16 protein-coding genes are annotated in these 18,560 nt (G+C 68.8%); 12 read left to right on the top strand and 4 right to left on the bottom strand.

Annotation, left to right across the window (positions count from 1 at the left end):
* From VJ655_RS18600 to VJ655_RS18555, 10 genes are all read left to right on the top strand, one after another.
* Positions 1-781: helix-turn-helix domain-containing protein (locus VJ655_RS18600; protein WP_324113673.1), on the top strand; the 781-nt coding region annotated here is incomplete at its 5' end.
* 54 nt (positions 782-835) lie between these two features.
* Entirely contained in the window at positions 836-2,305 is a 1,470-nt protein-coding gene (locus tag VJ655_RS18595) for an NAD-dependent succinate-semialdehyde dehydrogenase (RefSeq protein ID WP_324113672.1), read from the top strand.
* 9 nt (positions 2,306-2,314) lie between these two features.
* Positions 2,315-3,250 (top strand): 3-keto-5-aminohexanoate cleavage protein, encoded by a 936-nt coding sequence (locus VJ655_RS18590; protein WP_324113671.1) that lies wholly within the window; start codon positions 2,315-2,317, stop codon positions 3,248-3,250.
* Positions 3,251-3,289: 39 nt separating this feature from the next.
* The gene (locus tag VJ655_RS18585; RefSeq protein WP_324113670.1) at positions 3,290-4,027 is read left to right on the top strand and encodes an SDR family oxidoreductase; all 738 of its coding nucleotides are present in this window, start codon (positions 3,290-3,292) and stop codon (positions 4,025-4,027) included.
* Complete coding sequence (locus tag VJ655_RS18580) at positions 4,024-4,908, top strand: amidohydrolase family protein (RefSeq protein WP_324113669.1); 885 nt, start codon at positions 4,024-4,026, stop codon at positions 4,906-4,908. The genes VJ655_RS18585 and VJ655_RS18580 overlap by 4 nt, the downstream gene beginning before the upstream one ends.
* Positions 4,909-5,039: 131 nt before the next feature.
* Complete coding sequence (locus tag VJ655_RS18575; protein WP_324113668.1) at positions 5,040-6,383, top strand: MFS transporter; 1,344 nt, start codon at positions 5,040-5,042, stop codon at positions 6,381-6,383.
* Between the two features lie 22 nt (positions 6,384-6,405).
* Entirely contained in the window at positions 6,406-6,852 is a 447-nt protein-coding gene (locus VJ655_RS18570) for a nuclear transport factor 2 family protein (protein WP_324113667.1), read from the top strand.
* A gap of 24 nt (positions 6,853-6,876) precedes the next feature.
* Positions 6,877-7,803: a hypothetical protein gene (locus VJ655_RS18565; protein WP_324113666.1), complete on the top strand. Its 927-nt coding sequence runs from the start codon at positions 6,877-6,879 to the stop codon at positions 7,801-7,803.
* Positions 7,803-8,588: an HpcH/HpaI aldolase family protein gene (locus VJ655_RS18560; RefSeq protein ID WP_324113664.1), complete on the top strand. Its 786-nt coding sequence runs from the start codon at positions 7,803-7,805 to the stop codon at positions 8,586-8,588. Before VJ655_RS18565 ends, VJ655_RS18560 begins: the two co-directional genes overlap by 1 nt.
* A gap of 12 nt (positions 8,589-8,600) precedes the next feature.
* Positions 8,601-9,527, top strand: coding sequence for an amidohydrolase family protein (locus VJ655_RS18555; RefSeq protein ID WP_324113662.1), 927 nt, complete (start codon positions 8,601-8,603; stop codon positions 9,525-9,527).
* An 82-nt stretch (positions 9,528-9,609) separates the two neighbouring features.
* On the opposite strand, the gene VJ655_RS18550 is transcribed toward VJ655_RS18555, so the two are convergent.
* From VJ655_RS18550 to VJ655_RS18540, 3 genes are read right to left on the bottom strand one after another with little or no spacing between them, the layout of a single operon-like run.
* Positions 9,610-10,860 carry a TolC family protein gene (locus VJ655_RS18550; protein ID WP_324113660.1) on the bottom strand — a complete coding sequence of 417 codons (1,251 nt, stop codon included), beginning with the start codon at positions 10,858-10,860 and terminating at the stop codon, positions 9,610-9,612.
* The gene (locus tag VJ655_RS18545) at positions 10,857-13,943 is read right to left on the bottom strand and encodes a CusA/CzcA family heavy metal efflux RND transporter (protein ID WP_324113658.1); all 3,087 of its coding nucleotides are present in this window, start codon (positions 13,941-13,943) and stop codon (positions 10,857-10,859) included. The genes VJ655_RS18550 and VJ655_RS18545 overlap by 4 nt, the downstream gene beginning before the upstream one ends.
* Before the next feature lie 2 nt (positions 13,944-13,945).
* Positions 13,946-14,983 carry an efflux RND transporter periplasmic adaptor subunit gene (locus VJ655_RS18540; protein ID WP_324113655.1) on the bottom strand — a complete coding sequence of 346 codons (1,038 nt, stop codon included), beginning with the start codon at positions 14,981-14,983 and terminating at the stop codon, positions 13,946-13,948.
* 145 nt (positions 14,984-15,128) lie between these two features.
* Between VJ655_RS18540 and VJ655_RS18535 the strand changes: the two genes are divergently transcribed.
* Together VJ655_RS18535 and VJ655_RS18530 are read left to right on the top strand one after the other, a co-directional pair.
* Positions 15,129-15,782: a response regulator transcription factor gene (locus VJ655_RS18535; protein ID WP_324113674.1), complete on the top strand. Its 654-nt coding sequence runs from the start codon at positions 15,129-15,131 to the stop codon at positions 15,780-15,782.
* Positions 15,782-17,137, top strand: coding sequence for a HAMP domain-containing sensor histidine kinase (locus VJ655_RS18530; RefSeq protein ID WP_324113653.1), 1,356 nt, complete (start codon positions 15,782-15,784; stop codon positions 17,135-17,137). The genes VJ655_RS18535 and VJ655_RS18530 overlap by 1 nt, the downstream gene beginning before the upstream one ends.
* A 69-nt stretch (positions 17,138-17,206) precedes the next feature.
* Here VJ655_RS18530 and VJ655_RS18525 read toward each other — a convergent pair.
* A partial coding sequence (locus VJ655_RS18525) for a glycoside hydrolase family 1 protein (RefSeq protein WP_324113651.1) occupies positions 17,207-18,560 on the bottom strand: 1,354 nt, incomplete at its 5' end.

The raw sequence follows: 18,560 nt of genomic DNA, 5'->3' as shown, positions 1-18,560 counted from the left end.
CCGGAAGTCCGCCGCCAGCCACTTCCTGATGTTGCAGGTCCGCGGCGGCGCCGAGGTCAGCCACTACGGCAACACCGTCACCTTGGCCGAGGGCGACTTTGTCCTGTGCGACAGCGCCGCTCCGCTGAAGATCCGGTTTGGCGACGACGTCGAGACCCTGTTCCTCAAGGTCGGCGCCTCGACGCTGAAGGAGCACCTGCCATCGCCCGAGTGCTTTTGCGGACGGGCGCTGCGGGCCGACGAGGGCCTGACGGCCACGGCCAGCGCCATGGCGCTCAACCTGTTCGGCCGGCTCGAGGCGGGGCTGTCATTGCACTATCAGGACCGCCTCGCGCGGCACCTTCTGGATATCGTCGCGACGGCCTACGCCCTGGCCTTCGACACCTCGACGGCGCGCTCGTCGATCGTCAGCGGCCGGTGCGCCAGCGTGAAGCTCTTCATCGAGCAGCATCTGCGCGAACCCGACCTGACGCCTTGCTCGATCGCGACCAGGATGAAGCTGTCCTCGCGCTATCTGCGGATGATCTTCGCCAGCGAGAACGAGACGGTCTCGGCCTACATCCTGCGGCGGCGCCTGGAGCAGTGCGCCCGGCAGATCGCCGATCCCGCGTGGCGCGGCCATTCGATGACCGAAATCGCGTTTGGCTGGGGGTTCAACAGCGCGCCGCATTTCACGCGAACCTTCCGGGATCGCTTCGGAATTCCGCCGCGCGAATACCGACGGCTCAAGCTGGGCGAGGGTGGCGGCGCCTTCCGGGCCGGCCTGCCGGCCGCCGCCTGACAAGGGCCTCGAACCTCTTCGCGGCGCTCGGCGCATCAGACCATGGGGATGAACTTGACGATCACGGACACCCGACGGGCGAAACTCGCCCGCCCGGACCTACTGCGCGCCCAGGCCTATTACGGGGGCGGTTGGCGAAGCGCCTTGTCCGGAGAGACGATCGCCGTGGTCGATCCGTTCTCGGGTGAAACCCTCGCCAATGTCGCCTCGATCGGCGAGGGCGAGATTCACGCCGCGATCACGGCCGCCCAGGGCGCTTTTCCCGCTTGGTCCCGCGCCCCTCACCGCGAGCGCGGGGCGTTGCTGCGCCGGTGGCTGGAGTTGATCGAGCGGGACAAGGAGGACCTGGCCCGGCTGATCACCCTGGAAAACGGCAAGACGCTGAAGGAAGCCCGGGGCGAGGTCGCCTATGGGGCGGCCTTCATCGAGGTCTATGCCGAGGCGGCGGGGAGCATCCTGGGCGAGATCCTGCCGCCCAACATGCCTGGTCGCAGCCTGTTGGTCGAACGTGAGCCGATCGGCGTCTGCGCGGCGATTACGCCCTGGAATTTCCCGATGGCCATGCTGACGCGGAAGATCGCGCCGGCCCTAGCCGCCGGTTGCACCATCGTCTGCAAGCCGGCCAGCGAGACGCCCTTGACCGCGCTGGCCCTGGCCGCGCTCGCCGAGGAAGCCGGCGTTCCACCTGGCGTGCTCAGCGTCGTGGTCAGCGCGCCGGCCCTGTTCGGGGACATCGTCACCGCGTCCAGCATCGTGCGGAAGATCACCTTCACCGGGTCTACCGGCGTCGGCGCCCGGCTGATGGCCGCGTCCGCCCCAACCATCAAGCGACTGTCGCTGGAATTGGGCGGCAATGCGCCGCTCCTGGTGTTTGACGACGCCGACCTGGACGTCGCGGTCGAGACGGCGATGGTGGCGAAGTTCCGAAATGGGGGACAGAGCTGCATCGCGGCCAACCGGATCTATGTCCAGCGCGGGATCTACGAGGCTTTCCTGGCGGCGTTCCAGGCGCGCGTGGCCACGCTGAAGATCGGCGACGGCCTGGATGCGCAAACCGACATCGGCCCGCTGATCAGCGCCCGCGCGGTGGAGAAGGTCGAGCGACATCTGGACGAAGCGCTGGAAGGCGGCGCTCGCCTGCTGGCGGGCGGCAAGAGCGGCGGCGGTCTGCTGTCGCCGGCGACGCTGTTGGGCGATGTCGCGCCGGACGCGCTGCTGACGCGGGAAGAAACCTTTGGTCCGCTGGCCGGGGTGATCCCGTTCGAGAGCTACGAGCAGGGGATCGCCATGGCCAACGACACGCCATTCGGCCTGGCCGCCTACATCTGCGCGACGGACCGGCGAACGATCGCGAGGGCCGGACGCGACCTGGAGACGGGAATGGTCGGCGTGAACACCGGCCTGATCTCGACGGCCGCGGCGCCATTCGGCGGGGTCAAGCTTTCGGGGATCGGACGCGAAGGCTCCCACCACGGGCTCTCGGAATACCTGAGCTACAAATATCTGTGCCACGCGGGCCTTTAGGATCGTCAGATGCGTCAATCCAAGAAGATCATCATCACCTGCGCGCCGACGGGGTCGATCCATACGCCGTCGATGTCGCCGCACCTGCCGATTACGCCCGACCAGATCGCCTCGGCGGCCATCGAGGCGGCCGAGGCGGGGGCTTCGATCCTGCACCTGCACGCGCGCGATCCGGTCGACGGGCGGCCCAGCCCCTCGGCCGAGCACTTCGGCGCCTTCCTGCCGCGGATCAAGCAAGCCACCGACGCGGTGATCAACATCTCCACCGGCGGCAGTTCGACCATGTCGCTGGATGCGCGTCTCGAGGCGGCGATCACCTTCAAGCCCGAGGTCTGCTCGCTGAACATGGGCCCGCTGATCTTCGACTTCAGCGGCGCCGGCGCGCGGGTCGAGCACTGGCAACATGAGTGGGAGCGCGAGTACGTCGAAACCTCACGCGGCCGCATCATGTACAACGACAATGTCTATATCGAGCGCATCATGCGTGAGATCGGCCAGGGCTTCGGTACGCGCTTCGAGTTTGAATGCTACGACATCGGCCACCTCTACACGCTCGCCCATTTCGCCGAGCGCGGGCTGATCAAGCCGCCGTTCCTGATCCAGGGCGTGTTCGGCATCCTGGGCGGCATCGGTCCCGACCCGCGCAACCTGGCCCACATGGTCACCATCGCCGACAGCCTGTTCGGCGACGACTACGTGTTCTCGGCCTTCGCCGCCGGACGCCACCAGATGCCGTTCTGCACCCAGAGCGCGCTCTTGGGCGGCAATGTCCGGGTGGGGTTGGAGGACAGCCTCTATATCGGTCGCGGCGAGCTGGCGAAGTCCAACGCCGACCAGGTGACCAAGATCCGGACGATCATCGAGGCCCTGGGCCTGGACATCGCCACGCCCGACGAGGCTCGCCAGATGCTGGATCTCAAGGGCGCGGACGCCGTCGGCTTCTGATCTGCTTCCAGGGCCCAGGCAACAACGGGAGGAAATGAAATGACCGACAAGGGAGTCTTTCTGGTGACGGGCGGCAGCCGCGGCATCGGCGAGGCGATCGCCCGCTCGGCGGCGGCGGAGGGCTATTTCGTGCTGCTGACCTATGCGGGCCGGGTTGACCGGGCCCGAGCGGTGGTCGACTCGATCCGAAGCGCTGGCGGCCAGGCTGAGGCGGTTCAGGCCGACACCGGCGTTCCGGCCGACGTGGCGCGGCTGTTCGAAGCCGCCGACAGGTTCGGCCGGCTTTCGGCCCTGGTCTACAACGGCGGCATCACCGGGGGCGTCGGCATGCTGGCCGACCAGTCGGACGAGACCCTGGCCGAAGTCATCGCCGTCAATCTGACGGGGGTTCTGCTTAGCTGTCGCGAGGCGGTTAAACGCATGTCGACGCGGCTGGGCGGGCAGGGCGGTTCGATCGTGTTGCTGTCCTCGCGCGCCGCGACCTTGGGCTCGCCCAACCAACATCTCTGGTACGCGGCCTCCAAGGGTGGGGTCGACAGCCTGAACATCGGTCTGTCCAAGGAGGTCGCGGGCGAGGGGATCCGGGTCAACTGCGTCTCGCCCGGTCCGATCGCCACGGAGATTCACGCGCCTGGCCGTCTCGAGGCGATCCGTGACTCCCTGCCCATGAAGCGCGAAGGTACGGCGGAGGAAGTCGCCGCCGCGGTGATGTTCCTTGTGTCCGACGCGGCCTCGTATGTCGCCGGCGCCAATATCGAGGTCGCCGGAGCGCGATGACCGGTTCGGGGGGAGTGGGCGAGGTCATGGGGAGGCGGGGAAGGGCTGACGGCGCCGCGCCGATCGTCGACTGCCATGCGCACGTCTTTACCCGGGACCTGCCCCTGGTCGGTGATGCGTGGACCGCCCCCGCCTATGACTACACGCCCCAAGACTATCTCGCCGACCTGGACCGTCACGGCGTCCATTTTGGCGTGTTGTCGGGGCTCAGCATTTCCGGGACATACAACGAGTACACCATCGCCGCGGCGCGGCTCAGTCCGCGCCTGCGGGCGACCGCCATCGTGACCCCCGACACCGATCCCTACGTCCTGCGCAAGATGCGCGACGACGGGGTTGTCGGCGTTCGTTTCCAGTTGGTCCGCCGCGCGGTCCTGCCGGACTTCGCTGACGAGGCGCATCGACTGCTGCTTCGCCGCGTGCGCGATCTCGACTGGCATGTGCACGTCGCGCTGGAGGGCGAGCGCATGCGGGCCGTCCTGCCGGCGCTGGAGGCCTCGGGCGTCCGGCTGGTGCTGGACCATTTCGCCCATCCCGAGCCGGCCAAGGGCGTCGCCTGCGAAGGGTTTCGGGCGGCGCTGGACTCGGTGCAGCGCGGACGGACCTGGATCAAGCTGGCCGCGGGCTTTCGTCTGGCCGGGCCGGACACCTGGCGCGAGCCCGACATCACCCGGTCCGAAGCGATCGCAGAGACGGTCGCCGCCGAGCTGCTGGCCAAGGCGGGAACCGAGCGCCTGCTGTGGGGCAGCGACGCGCCGTTCGTCGGCTACGAGGGACGCATGACCTATGATCGGGCCCTGGCGCAGCTGGACCGCTGGGCGCCGGATCCGGCGACGCGGCGCGCGCTCTCGGACACGGCGCTACGCTTCTACTTCGCCTGACCTTCGGGCGGTTCGGCGGACAACTTTCGGCGCCCGCCGGGACAAGTCGCTGCGCGCGCGCGGACTAGGCTGAAGCGACCAACCAAGAGACGCGGGTCCGCCCGCGCGGAGAACAGGATGGAACGTCAATGATGGGTTGGTACCGCGAGGCGGACGCCAAGACGCGCCGCGTCTTCTGGACGTGCGGCGCCGGCTGGGCGATGGACAGCGCCGACGGGCTGGTCTTCCAGTACATGATCCCCGTGCTGATCACCGCGTTCGGCATGACGCTGACCCAGGCCAGCTATATCGCCAGCGCCAACTATATCGCCGCCGCCGTCGGCGGATGGCTGGGTGGGTGGCTCAGTGACCGGTTCGGCCGCACGCGGATCCTGCAGCTGACCATCCTGTGGTTCTCGGTGTTTTCATTCCTGTCGGGCTTTGCTCAGAACTACGAGCAATTGTTCGCCGCCCGCGTGTTGCAGGGCGTCGGCTTCGGCGCGGAATGGGCCGTCGGCGCCGTGCTGCTGGGTGAGATGATCGCCCCCAAGCATCGCGGCAAGGCGCTGGGCGTGGTGCACAGCGGCGCGGCGATCGGCTCGGGCGTCGCCGCCCTGCTGGCGGGACCCGTCGCGGCCATGTTCCCCGCCGACATCGGTTGGCGCGTGGTGTTCTGGATCGGCCTGCTGCCGGCCGTGCTGGTGTTTTTCGTGCGCCGGGGCTCGGACGATCCCGAGATCTATAAGGCCGCCGTGCAACGCGCGGCCGAGACCGGGAAGCGTCCCCGGATCGCCGACATCTTCGGCAAGCGCATGCTGCGCATCACCCTGCTGGCGTCGCTGCTCTCGCTAGGCGCCCAGGGCGCGGCCTTCGCGGTCAGCAACTACCTGACCACCTTCTTGCACGTGGAGCGCGGCATGACCGTCGCCATGGCCGGAAGCAGCGTGATGCTCAACAGCCTGGGCGGGTTCTTCGGCTTTCTGGTCAACGCCTACATTTCCGACCAGGTCGGCCGGCGCGGAGCGTTCCGCCTGTTCGGCGCGGGCTTCATCCTCAGCGCGGCGATCTATCTTTTCGCCCCTCTAGGTAACAACGCCGCGTTCCTGATCCCGGCGGGCGTCGTCTACGGTTTCTTTCAGTTCGGGATCTACGCCTCGTTCGGACCGTACTTCACCGAGCTTTTCCCGACCGAGGTGCGCGCGACCGGCCAAGCCTTCGCCTACAACCTGGGACGGGGCGGGGCCGCGCTGTTCATCACCGGCGTAGCCCTTGTGGCCAAGACGCTGCCGTTGAGCGTGGCGATGGCAATCCTGGCGATCATGGCCATGGTCTGCTCGATGGCGGCCACGCTGCTGCTGCCCGAAACCGTCGGCCGCGACCTGCAAAGCCTGAGCGACCTGGATGGGGGCGAAGCGTCCTCGACGGTCGGTCAGGAAGGCAAGGTTCGGCGCCAGACCGAGCAAGATGCGCGTAGCGCGACGAATACCGTGGGCTGAGCCCTTTTCGAGGACCCTATAGATGTACGATCCGAAGCTTGCGGAACTGACTTTCGAGTTGCAGCAGCAGTTGGCTGACTACTGGCACGAAATCGACACCAACGGCGGGCGCCAGGCCGGCGCCTACTATACCGACGACGCGGTTTTCCATGGCCAGAAGGCCTCCTACGAGGGCAAGGCCAAGATCCAGCAGTTCTATGACTGGCGGGTGGCCCAGGGCCCACGCCTGGCGGTGCACAGCTTCACGAACTTCCGGGCCTGGTTCACCGGCGAGGATACGGCCGAGAGCAGCTGCTACCTCTTTCTCTACGCCGCCAATGGCGTGAAGGTGCTGCCGACCCATCCGCCGATCACGATCTCCATGGCCACCGACAAGTACAAGCGCGTCGGCGACCGCTGGCTCTGCACCTATCGTCGCTTCGAGCACTGGTTCGAGGGCGACACCCCGATCACCAATCCGAAGCTCTGACGCGCCCGACTGAGAGGCCGACCGATGTCCACCATGTATGCAGACGCTGATCCCCGCTCGCGCCTGTCGACCGCCAAGACCGGCGCTGGCCCTGCCGCCGCTAGCGGTTTCGGCGCGTCGTCCTATGCGTTGTTCGGCGAAAGCGCGCCGCAGATCGATGACGAGAACGGCCGCACCTGGCTGACCCGAGGCCAGAACTTCGTCGTCGCCTACACCCTGGCCAAGCCCGGCGCCGTGTTGGAACGCAAGGGCCAGCTCGACGAGTACGTTCTGCTGATCGAGGCCCCGGAACCCCGGGCCGTGGTCACCGCCGGAGGAGAGACCGTCGAGATCGGAGGCGAGCACATCGCCTTCGTGCCGCCGGGCGACAGCCGTGTCGAGCTGCCCGATGGCGGCGAGGTCGTGCGGCTGTTCACCAGCGATTCCACCGACCTGGCGGCCCTGTGCTCGAACGCCGAGACCTATGCGGAAGGCGCGCCGAACATCCCGCCGCTGGTCCGTTGGCCTGACCCGCCCGGGGGATTCAAGATCCGCAAATACGCGCTGAACGTGCCGGCGCAGGAGGGGCGGTTCGGGCGGATCTGGCGCTGCACGACCTTCATGGTCAATGTGTTCGAGCCCGCCGCGCCGCGCGATCCGAACAAGCTGTCGCCGCACCACCATGATGATTTCGAGCAGTGCTCGCTGGCCATGGGCGGCAGTTTTGTCCACCACCTGCGCTGGCCCTGGACCGCCAAGCTGGCCGAGTGGCGCGACGATGAGCACGTCACCTGTCCCGCGCCATCGGTCGCGGTGATCCCGGCCAAGGCGATCCACACCTCGGCCTCGGTGGCCCCTGGAAACGGCAACCTATTGGTCGACATCTTCTCGCCGCCGCGGCGGGACTTTTCCGACATGGCCGGCTGGGTGCTGAACGCCGACGACTATCCCGCGCCCCCGACGGAGGCCTGATGCATCCGCACAGTGAGATTCAACGTCGCTTCCGCGCTCGCCTGACGGGTGGGGAGCGATTGCTTGGTACGTTCCTCAAGACAGCCACCGGCCACGCCACCGAAATCCTCGGCGGGGCCGGCTTCGACTTCGTCGTGGTCGACGCCGAGCATGCGCCTTTCTCGACCGGCGACATCGACCTGATGATGCTGGCGGCCCGCGCCGCCGGGATCGCCAGCGTCGTGCGGGTGGCTTCCAGCGACGAGTCGCATCTGCTGCAGGCGTTGGACTGCGGCGCGGCCGGCGTGTTGACACCGCACGTCACCAGCGCCGCCAAGCTGCGCGAGATCATCTCGGCCTGCCGCTATCATGGCGGTGCGCGGGGTTTCTCCAACTCGCCGCGCGCCGGTGAATTCGGGGCGCGAGGTTTCGCCGACCATATGGCCAACGCCGACGCCTCCACCTCGATCATCGCCATGATCGAAGACCCCGAGGCCGTTGACCAGTTGGACGAGATCTTCGCCGTTGAAGGGCTGACCGCGGCGTTCATCGGTCGCGGCGACCTTTCGGCTCGGCTCGGCGCGCCCAATGTCGGCGACCCGATGATCGGCGCTGTCGTTACGCGTATCACAGAGGCGGCGCGACGCCATCGCGTGCCGCTGATCGCCCATGTCGGCTCTGGCGCCGATCCCGACATCGCCCGACTGGGCCAGGCTGGCGTCACCGCGTTCCTGGTCTCTTCCGACCAGGGACTGCTGCGCCAGGGCGCCCTGGCGGCGCGCAAAGCTTTCGACGACCAGGCCTGACGTTTCCAGATCATGACCCAGAACGCCGACCTTCTCTTCGACACGCACGCCCACCTGATCGGTGACGACTGGGAACGCTACAAAGCCCGGCCGTTCACGCCCGACTTGCCGATTCCCGACCGGCCGAACTTCAGCGTCACTGGCGACGCGCTGATCGCGCTGATGGACGCCCACAACGTCGAGCGCGCCTGCCTGGTGCAGCGCGGTCACGTCTACGGTTACGACAACAGCTACATCCTCGACGAGGCCGAGAAGAATCCGGGCCGTCTGCATCCGGTCGTCATTCTCGACACCCAGGATCCGCAGACCCCGGCGCTCTATCGCGACATGGTCCGCAACCGGCACACGCGCGGGTTCAGAATGGCCAATGCGCGACCCTGGCTCCTCGACACGGCCTGGATGAGTTCGCCCCAGGCGCTGGAAGTCTGGAAGGCCTGCGCCGATCTCGGCACACCGATGACCATGATCATGTTCATGAACCAGCTGCCGTACCTGCTGCCGCTGGTGAAGATCATCGCCCGGCAGTTTCCCGATCTGCCGATCCTGTTGGACCACGGCGCCATGCCGTTCGGCATGACCCAGTATGAGGTCAAGCTGGCCCAGGAGGCGGGGGAAGAGGTGGTCATGCCCCCAGCCCCCGATTTCGGCATCGACCGGACGATCCGGATCTTCGAGGATACGCCCAACGTCTACTTCAAGATCACCGAGATCAATTTCGAGCGCTGCGCCGCCGCCGACGTACGGGCCGCTCGCATCGTCCGGCGCATGGTCGACAGCTTCGGTCCGGAGCGTCTGATCTGGGGCTCGGACATGGGGCAGAGCATGCTTTGGACCTATCCCGAGAAGGCCCGGATGGCCCGCGCCGCCGCTGACTTTCTAAGCCCGGATGAGCGCCTGGGCTTCCTGCACCGCAACGCCGCGCGCGTCTACGGATTGTGACCACGCTTAAAGGCGGCGTCGAGGCTCCAGGTTTTCGTTCAGCCGGCTTATGCGCGGGGCGGGCAAGCTGAGGCGAGAATCGTCAGTCCTCTTCGGAAAGCCAGAGCTCGTGGGCGTCCAGCGCCAGGCGCAGCAGCGCGCCCTGGGCGGCGGCGCGCGCCGTGAGTTCGCCGCGTCGGACATCGAACAGTTGCCGGCGCGCGGCCAATAGGTCGGTCAGGTCGCGTTCTCCCAAGGCGTAGGCGCGTCCCACGCGCTCGGCGGCCTGGGCCGCCGCCGTCGTGGCCTCGCTGGCGCGCGCCCAGGCCGACAAGCCCGCGCGAGCCCTGGCGACATCGTTGCGTCCTTCGGCCTCGACGTCGCGAACGACCATCAGATAGCGCGCCTCGGCGGCCGAGGCGGCGGCGGCCTGGCGTTCGGCGGTCGCCGACCGTCCGGCGCCGCCGAACGGGATGCTGACGGTCAGGCCGGCGCCCGTCTCGTCCCCGCCGCGTTCGTTGAAGACGCGCAGGCCGATGGTCGGATCCGGACGCTGGTCCAGCTTGGCGCGCCGGGCCAGCGCCGCGTCGCGGTCGGCCAGGGCTTTGGCGATGGTGATCTCGTGGCTGCGGGCGATGATCACCGGGATCCAGGCGTCCAACGCGCGGGTCGGCGCCACGGGCGCGGCCAAGGCGGGAGCGCGAGCCGGGGCTAGGCCGGGATACAGCATGTCCAACGCCGAGCGGGCCGCCTCGGCACGCCCCTGCGTCTCGGCCAGGATCGCGCGGGCGCGGGCCAGGGCGGCCTGGGCCAGCTCCAATTCCAGGACGGAGGCGTCCTTGAGTTCGACTCGACGCCGGAGAGAGGCGACCTCCTTCTCCTCGACGGCGATCTCGTCGCGGTCCACCCCGATCTGCGCCTCGGCCTGCAGCCACTCGATCCACAGGCCGGCTAGCCGAAGCGAGGCCTGGTGGCGGGCGTCGTCGACGCTGTCGCGCGCGGCCAGGGCGCCCGCCGCGCCGGCTTTCAGGTCGAGGGCGCGCTTGCCGGGTGAGCGCAGGGCGCGGCTGGCCTGCAACGACCACTCGGCGAAGTCGCCCTCGCCCTTGATGTTGCGGCGGTCGCCCGAGACACCCAGCATGGTTTCGTGCGGACCGGCGGCCAGGCCCCGGCGCTCGGCCTCGGCCCCGCGCAGCAGGGCCCGGGCTTCGCCCAGCTCGGGCGAGGCGTCCAGAACCGACAGGATTCTGGCGTCGTCGGGCAGGAAGTCCGGGCGCGCCCAACCGATGTCGGCGGCGATCACGGGACCGGCGGCCAGCGCCGCGCAGGCGGCGGCGAGAAGGACGGCTTTCACGCTTCGGACTCCAGGGCGGCCGCTCCGCGCTCGACGCCGAACCGGCGATAGAGGATGGGCAGCAGGATCAGGGTGAGCAGGGTCGAGGTGACGAGCCCCCCGACCACGACGATGGCCAGCGGGCGCTGGATCTCCGAGCCGGGCCCGGTGGCGGTCAGCAGCGGCACGAGACCAAGCGCCGTGATGCTGGCGGTCATCAGCACCGGCCGCAGGCGTCGGCGCGCGCCCTCGGTTACGGCGGTGGTGACGTCTCGGCCGCGTTGGACCAGCTCGTTGAAGTACGAGACCAGCACGAGGCCGTTCAGCACGGCGATGCCGAGCAGGGCGATCAGCCCGACCGAGGCGGGCACCGACAGGTACTCACCCGAGATCCACAGGGCCACGATGCCGCCGATCATCGCGAACGGGATGTTGGCCAGGATCAGCAGCGACTGCCGCGTGGACTTCAGGCTGATGAACAGCACCAGGAAGATCAGGCCCAGCGCCATGGGCACCACCACGCCGAGACGGGCCGCCGCGCGCTTCTGGTTCTCGAACTGGCCGCCCCAGGCGATGCGGTAGCCTGGTGGCAGCGGTACGTCGCGAGCGACGTTGGCCTGGGCCTCCTTGACGAAGCCAACGAGGTCGCGGCCCTGGACATAGGCCTGGATGACGGCGAAGCGCGAGGCGTTCTCGCGGTCGATCTTGACCGGGCCTTGCCGGCGCTCGACGCGCGCCACGTCGCCGGCGCGAAGCAAGCCGCCGTCCGGTGTGGCGATCTGGGCCTGCTCGAACAGGACGGGGTCCTCGCGCAACTCCTGCGGACCGCGAACCAGGATCGGCGTGCGTTTGCCCTGCTCGAAGACCACGCCGGCTGGGGCGCCCTCGAGCTGGGCGCGCAGCTCCTGCTGCAGGGCCTCGGCGGAGAGGCCCGCCCGGACGGCCGCCGCGCGGTCCACGTCCAGCTGCAGATAGGTCACGCCGTCGCCGGCGACCGTGTAGACGTCGGACGCGCCGCGCGTCTTCTTCAGTGTCGCCTCGATGCGGCCGGCCAGATCGCCAAGCGTCTTCAAGTCTGGACCGAACACCTTGACCGCCAGGTCGCCGCGGCTGCCGGTCAGCATCTCCGACACCCGCATCTCGATCGGCTGGGTGAAGGTGGCCTCCACGCCGGGGAACTGGGCGGCGACCTTGCGGATCTCCTCGGTCAGCCAGGCCTTGTCCTTCTTGCGCCAGTCCTTGCGGTCGGCCAGCACCAGGAAGCTGTCGGTCTCGTTCAGGCCCATGGGGTCGAGACCCAGCTCGTCGGAGCCGACGCGGGCGACGATCCGCTTGACCTCCGGCACCTGGGCCAGGATCGCGCGCTGCACGGCCAAATCCTGGCGGGCGCTGGCGTCGAGGTTGATCGACGGCAGCTTGGCCAGCTGCATCAGGATCGCGCCCTCGTCCATGGTCGGCATGAAGCTTTTGCCAATCAGGACATAGGCGATCGCCGCCAGGACCATGCCGCCCCCGGCCGCCGCGAACACCGGCTTGGGTTTGGCCAGGGCGCGGGCCAGCTGACGTTCGTAGAACGGCCCGATCCGGCGCATGATCCAGGACTCCCGGTGCGCGTGGGCCTTCAGCAGCAGGGAGGCGAGGACCGGGATCACCGTGAACGACAGCAGCAGCGACGAGCCCAGGGCGAAGACGATGGTCAGGGCGACGGGCGCGAACAGCTTGCCCTCCAACCCTTGCAGGCTGAGCAGGGGCAGGAACACCAGGCAGATGATCAGCACGCCGGAGCTGACCGGCGCGGCCACCTCGGCCACGGCCTCGTAGACCACGTGCAGGCGTCGCGAGCCGGTGATGTTGGGATTATCGAGCCGCTCGACGGTGTTCTCGACCACCACCACGGCCGCGTCGACCAGCATGCCGATGGCGATCGCCAGGCCCCCCAGGCTCATGAGATTGGCCGAGAGGCCGAACGCCCGCATCAGCAGGAAGGTCGTCAGCGCCGCCAGCGGCAGGGTGACCGCCACGACCGTCGCGGCCCGCAAGTCGCCCAGGAACAGCAGCAGCAGGATGACGACCAGCACGGTGGCCTCGACCAGCGCCTCGTTGACCGTGCCAGTCGCGCGCTCGATTAGCTCTGAGCGGTTGTAGAAGGGGCTGACCTTCACGCCGTTGGGGAGGGACGGCTCGATCTCCTTCAGCCGGGTCTCGACCGATTTGACGACCGCCTTGGCGTCGGCGCCGCGCAGGGCGATGACGATGGCCTCGGCGGTCTCGGCCTGGCCGTTTTCCGTGACCGCGCCATAGCGGGTCAGGGCGCCTTCGCGCACCTCCGCCAGGTCGCCCAGGCGCGCGGTTCCGCCGCCGGGCAGCGGTACGGCCGTGTCGCGCAGGTCTTCGAGGCTGGTGATCGCGCCGGCGACGCGCACGACCAGGGCCTCCTCGCCCTCGCCGAGGCGGCCCGAACCGTCGTTGCGGTTGGAGGCGGGGATGGCGTCGACGATCGCCTGAGAGGTCAGGCCTGAAGCGGCCAGGGCGGCGGGGTCGGGCGAGACCTCGAAGGTCTTGGCCCGGCCGCCCAGGACGTTGACGTCGGCGACGCCGGGCAGGCCTCGCAGGGCCGGGCGGATGGTCCAGTCCAGCAGGGTGCGCTTCTGCTCAAGCGTCAGGCCCTCGCCTTCGAGCGTGAACATGAAGACGTCGGACAGCGGCGTGGAGATCGGCGACAGGCCGCCGCTGACGCCAGCGGGCAGGGCGCCCAGGGCGTTCGACAGGCGCTCGGCGGTCTGCTGGCGAGCCCAGTAAACGTCCGTGCCCGGCGCGAAGTCGATGGTCAGGTCGGCGATCGCGTACTTGGCGGTTGACCGCAGCATGGCCTGCTTGGGAATGCCCAGCAGCTCCATCTCCAACGGCGTGATGACCTGGCTCTCGACCTCCTCGGGCGTCATGCCGGGGGCCTTGAGGATGATCTTCACCTGGGTCGGCGAGATGTCGGGGAAGGCGTCGACGGGCAGCTTCAGGAAGGCGTTGATCCCAAGGCCGACCAAGGCGATCGCCAGCACGGCGGCCAGCAGCCGCTGCGACAGCGCGAAGGCGATGAGTTTGCGCATGCCTATCGCCCCGCGGCCGATTTCAGCTGCGCCGCGCCGGACGCGGCGACGCGCGCGCCCGTCGGCAGCCCGGTCACCACGGCCTCGGTTCCCGCCGCGCCGATGACGGCCACTGAGCGAGCCTCGTAGCCGGCGCTCGTCTTGACGAAGACCCGCGCGCCGGCGGCGTCCTGGATCAGCGCCGCGCGGGGGATCGCCTGGGCGCCCGGAGGGGCGGGGCTCAGCAAGGTGACGGTCACCGTCTGGCCGGGCGTCAGGCCGGCGGCGGTGTTGAGTTCCGCGCGCACCGGCAGCGAGCGGGTCTTGGGATCGATGCTCGCGCCGACGGCGACCACGCGCCCGGCCGTATCGCCCACGCGCACGGGATAACCGACCTTCAGTTTCTGGGCTACGGCGGGAGAGATCCGCGCCTCGATCCACAGCTTGTCGGCCCGGTCCAGCGTGACCGCCGGGGCCATCGCCTCCAGCCCGCCGCCCGGCTGGGCGGTCAGGGCGGCCACGCGGCCGGCGATTGGCGCACGCAGCACATATTCGCCCGACGTCCCGCCAGCGCCCGAAAGGAGGCGGCGGCGCTCGTTGACCATCGCCCGAGCCTGGTCGGCGCGCGCCTGGGCTTCCTCCGCGCGGGCCCCGGCGATGACGCCCTCGCTGGCCAGGGTCTGGGTGCGGCGGGCGGCGGCCTGCGCCACGCGCAGCTCCGCCTGGCTCTGGACCAGCTCAGAGGACACCGCGAGGGCGTCGCGACTGAACAGGGTGACCAGCGGCGCGCCGGCCTTCACCGCCTGGCCCTCCAGAACGTGGACGCGCAGCACCGTGCCGGCGAAGGGCGCGGCGACGACACGGCGATCGTTCAGTGGCGGGGTCACCGTCGCGGGCGCGGCGGCCAAGGGCGCGCCAGACGCGGGCTTGGCGTTGGCCAGGACGACGCCCATGGCTTTTTCCTGCGCGGCGCTCAGGTTGACAGGGCCCGCGGCGAGCGCGGGGACGGCGGAGAGGGCCACGGCAAGGACGGCGGCTAGGCTTGAGCGGGCGGCGAGCATGGACTCCTCGGGGCTTGGGCGGATCCCCGATGCGCCGCCAGCCTGAAGCCCTCCTGAAGCGAAGCTGAAACGAACCTGACAATATGCAGTCAGGTTCGTTTCAGCCGTCGGTGCTAGAACGTGCGGCAAGCTCAGGGAGGCCGTCATTCGCATTCTGCTCGTCGAAGATGACGCCGAGATCGCCCGCCGCCTTGGCGCGGCGTTGACGGATGCTGGCTTCGTCGTCGAGCACGCCGCTGACGGCGAAACCGCCCTGCTGCTGGGCCAGACCAACGACTTCGATGCGGTCGTGCTTGATCTTGGCTTGCCGCGGCTGCCGGGCCTGGAAGTGCTCAAGCAATGGCGGCGGGAAGGGCGCGACGTCCCGGTGCTGGTGCTGACCGCCCGCGACGCCTGGACCGATCGCGTCGACGGCCTGAACGCCGGAGCCGACGACTATCTGGGCAAGCCATTCCAGAACGCCGAGGTGGTGGCGAGGCTGCGCGCCCTTACCCGGCGGTCGGCGGGGCGGTCGTCCCCCGTCATGCGGCGCGGCGACATCGTGCTCGACCCCGTGGCCGGGACGGTCCAGCGCGGCGGGGAACCGATCGAGCTGACCGCGCGCGAGCTGAAGGTGCTGGTCTATCTGATGCACCGCGCCGGGCGCGTCGTGTCGCAGGGCGAGCTGATCGACCACGTCTACAGCCTGGATGAGACCCGCGAGTCGAACACGATCGAGGTCTATGTGGCGCGCCTGCGCAAGAAACTGGGCAAGGACGCGATCCGCACGATCCGCGGACTGGGGTACAAGTTCGCCTGATGAGTCAGCTTTGGACCAGCTTTCGCACGCGGCTGATCGCCGGCGCGGTCATCTGGATCATCGTCGGTCTGACGGTCAGCGGCTTTCTGCTGTCCGAACTGTTCAAGGCGCATGTGACCCAGCAGTTCGACGATGAGCTGCACGGTCACGCCGCCGAGCTGGCGGCGCTGATCGGCGTGGCGCCGGACGGTAAGCTCTACCTGCACCGCCGCTTGAGCGATCCGCGCTTTCTGCCCAGGAATTCGGGCTTCTATTGGCGCGTGGAGGCCGAGAGCGGCGTTGCGATCGACTCGCCGTCGCTCGCCGGGCGGCCGCTACCGCTGCCAGGGCCGTTCCCTCCGCCAGGCGTCGAGCGGCATGTCTTCGTGGCCGGCCCCTCCGGGCAGCTGCGCCTGGTCGAACGCGCCGTCGCCATAACCGGAGCGCCGCCGCTGCGTATCGGCATCGGCGTCGATCAGCGCCTGCTGGACGAGGTGCTGGGACGCTTCAACTGGACGCTCTTCCTGTCCCTGACCATCGTGGCGCTGGGCTTGGCGGCCGCCGCGATCCTGCAGGTCTGGTTCGGCCTGCGTCCCCTGAGCCGCATGCGGCATGCACTGTCGGCGGTGCGGATGGGCAGGGCCAGCCGGCTGCCCGAGGATCTGCCCAGCGAGGTCCGTCCGCTGGCGGTCGATCTCAACGCCCTCCTGGAGGGCAATCTGGAAATGCTGCGGCGCGCCCGCACCCAGGCCGGGAACCTTGCCCACGCCCTGAAGACGCCCCTGGCGATCCTGATGGACGAGGCCGAGCGGCTGCGGGCCGCGGGCCAGGACGAGGCGGCGGAAGTCATCGGCCTGCAATGCGAGCGGATGCGTCGGCAAATCGACTACCAGATCGCTCGCGCCCGCGCCGCGGCGCTCAAGCGCGCGCCTGGCGTGGCGGCCGAGGTCCGTGGGACGCTGGAGCCGATCATCGCGGCCATGTCGCGCCTGCACGGGCGTCGCGGCGTCACCTACAACGTCACCTACGAGGACGAACCGATCGTCGCGGTCGACGCCCAGGATCTCGGTGAGATCCTGGCCAATGTCTTGGACAACGCCGGGAAATGGGCGGAGGCTCGCGTTGAGGTGTCCGTGCGTCGAAGCGGCCAGTCCGTGGAAATCATGGTCGACGACGACGGGCCAGGCCTGCCGCCCGAGAGTTATGAACACGTCTTTGGCGTCGGGGAGCGGCTCGACGAACGCACGCCAGGTCATGGCCTGGGCCTGTCCATCGTCAAGGACCTGGTCGGCCTCTACGAAGGCCGCATTACTCTGGACGCGTCGCCCCGCCGGGGCCTGCGCCTGACACTGGTCTTTCCGACGATCGACGCCTGATCGCCGCGCCGCGAGGGGGCGCTCACCCTATCCTCGTGAACCGGCCGCAGATCGTCACACCTTGAGGCCTTAGAGGGCGTTGGATCGCGCGATCCTGCCCAGATGCAGAGCGCTTGGCCGCGGCGTGCGCTTGAATGTGCTTCGGTCCACCGCCGTCAGGCCGAAGGGAACGCCGTAGCCCGCGGTCCACTCGAAATTGTCCAGCAGCGACCAATAGAGGTAGCTGTGAACGGGGATCCCGTCCTCCAGGCAACCCCAGAGGCCATCCAGCGCCGCGTCGATGAACGCGATCCGGCGGGTGTCGTCATGCGTGGCGATCCCATTCTCGGTCACGTAGATCGGCTTGCCGATCGCGGCGTGGGCCCAGCGGATCGTCTCGGCCAGCGCCTGTGGGTAGAATTCGTAGCCGGATAGGGTCAGCTCGGCGCCGGGCGGCGGCGGGCGCATGCCGTTCTGGTCGAAGACGAACCGCGTATAGGTCTGGACTCCGAAGAAGTCGGCATGGCTGCCGGCGACGGCGATCCAGTCGCCATAGAGGCGATGGCGGTAGAGCTCGACCAGCCGAGGATCGTCCGACTGGATGTCCTGGGTCGTCAGTGTCAGGCCGACCGGCAGGCTGGGTCGAACCGCCTTGATCGCGTCGTAGGCCTGGCGGTGGGCTTCCTGCATGATCGGCGTGACGACGGCTGGGTCGGCATAGGCCAGGCGCGAGAAACGCGGTGAGTTCGTGGCTTTGGCCGCCGCCGCGACAGCCGTCCGGACCGTCGGCAGGGCGGTTCGGAACCCTGGCATGAGGTCGACCAGCAGCCGGATATTGGCCTCGTTGAAGGTGGTGGCCATGTGCATCAGCGGGCCCAGGCGTTCGACGACCTTTCGGCAGAAGCGCGCGAAGAGGGCGGGCGCGTCCGAAACCTCGAAGCCGCCTCGCTGGGCGAACCACAGCGGCGTGGTGAAGTGGTTCAAGGTCACTATGGGCTTCAGGCCTCGCGCTCGGCAGGCTTCGAGCACGCGGACGTAGTGGTCGAGTTCGGCGTTGGAGAAAAAGCCTTCGCTGGGCTCGATCCGCGCCCACTCCACGCCCAGCCGATAGCAGTTGAAGCCAAGGCCGGCGGCGATGGCGAAATCCTCGCCATAGCGGTGGTAGCTGTCACAGGCGTCGCCCGAACGCTCCTTGAACATGGAGGGCTTGAGGTTCTCCATCAGCCAAGCGTCGCTGTTGGTGTTGCCGCCTTCGCTCTGGTGGGCCGAGATCGCCGCGCCCCAGAGAAAATCCTTCGGCATGGTCCGCCGAGGCTTGGCTGCGGCCGGATGGGCCAGGGCGGCGGCGCCGGTGGCCAGCACCTCGCGCCGTCCGATGTTCGAAACGCGCATGACCGTCTCCGCCTCGGAAAGAAAAAAGGCGGGCGACACGAGGTCGCCCGCC

The sequence above is a fragment of the Caulobacter sp. genome (assembly GCF_035254145.1).
Classification (GTDB): domain Bacteria; phylum Pseudomonadota; class Alphaproteobacteria; order Caulobacterales; family Caulobacteraceae; genus Caulobacter.
This window is presented reverse-complemented; position numbering and strand designations above follow the sequence as displayed.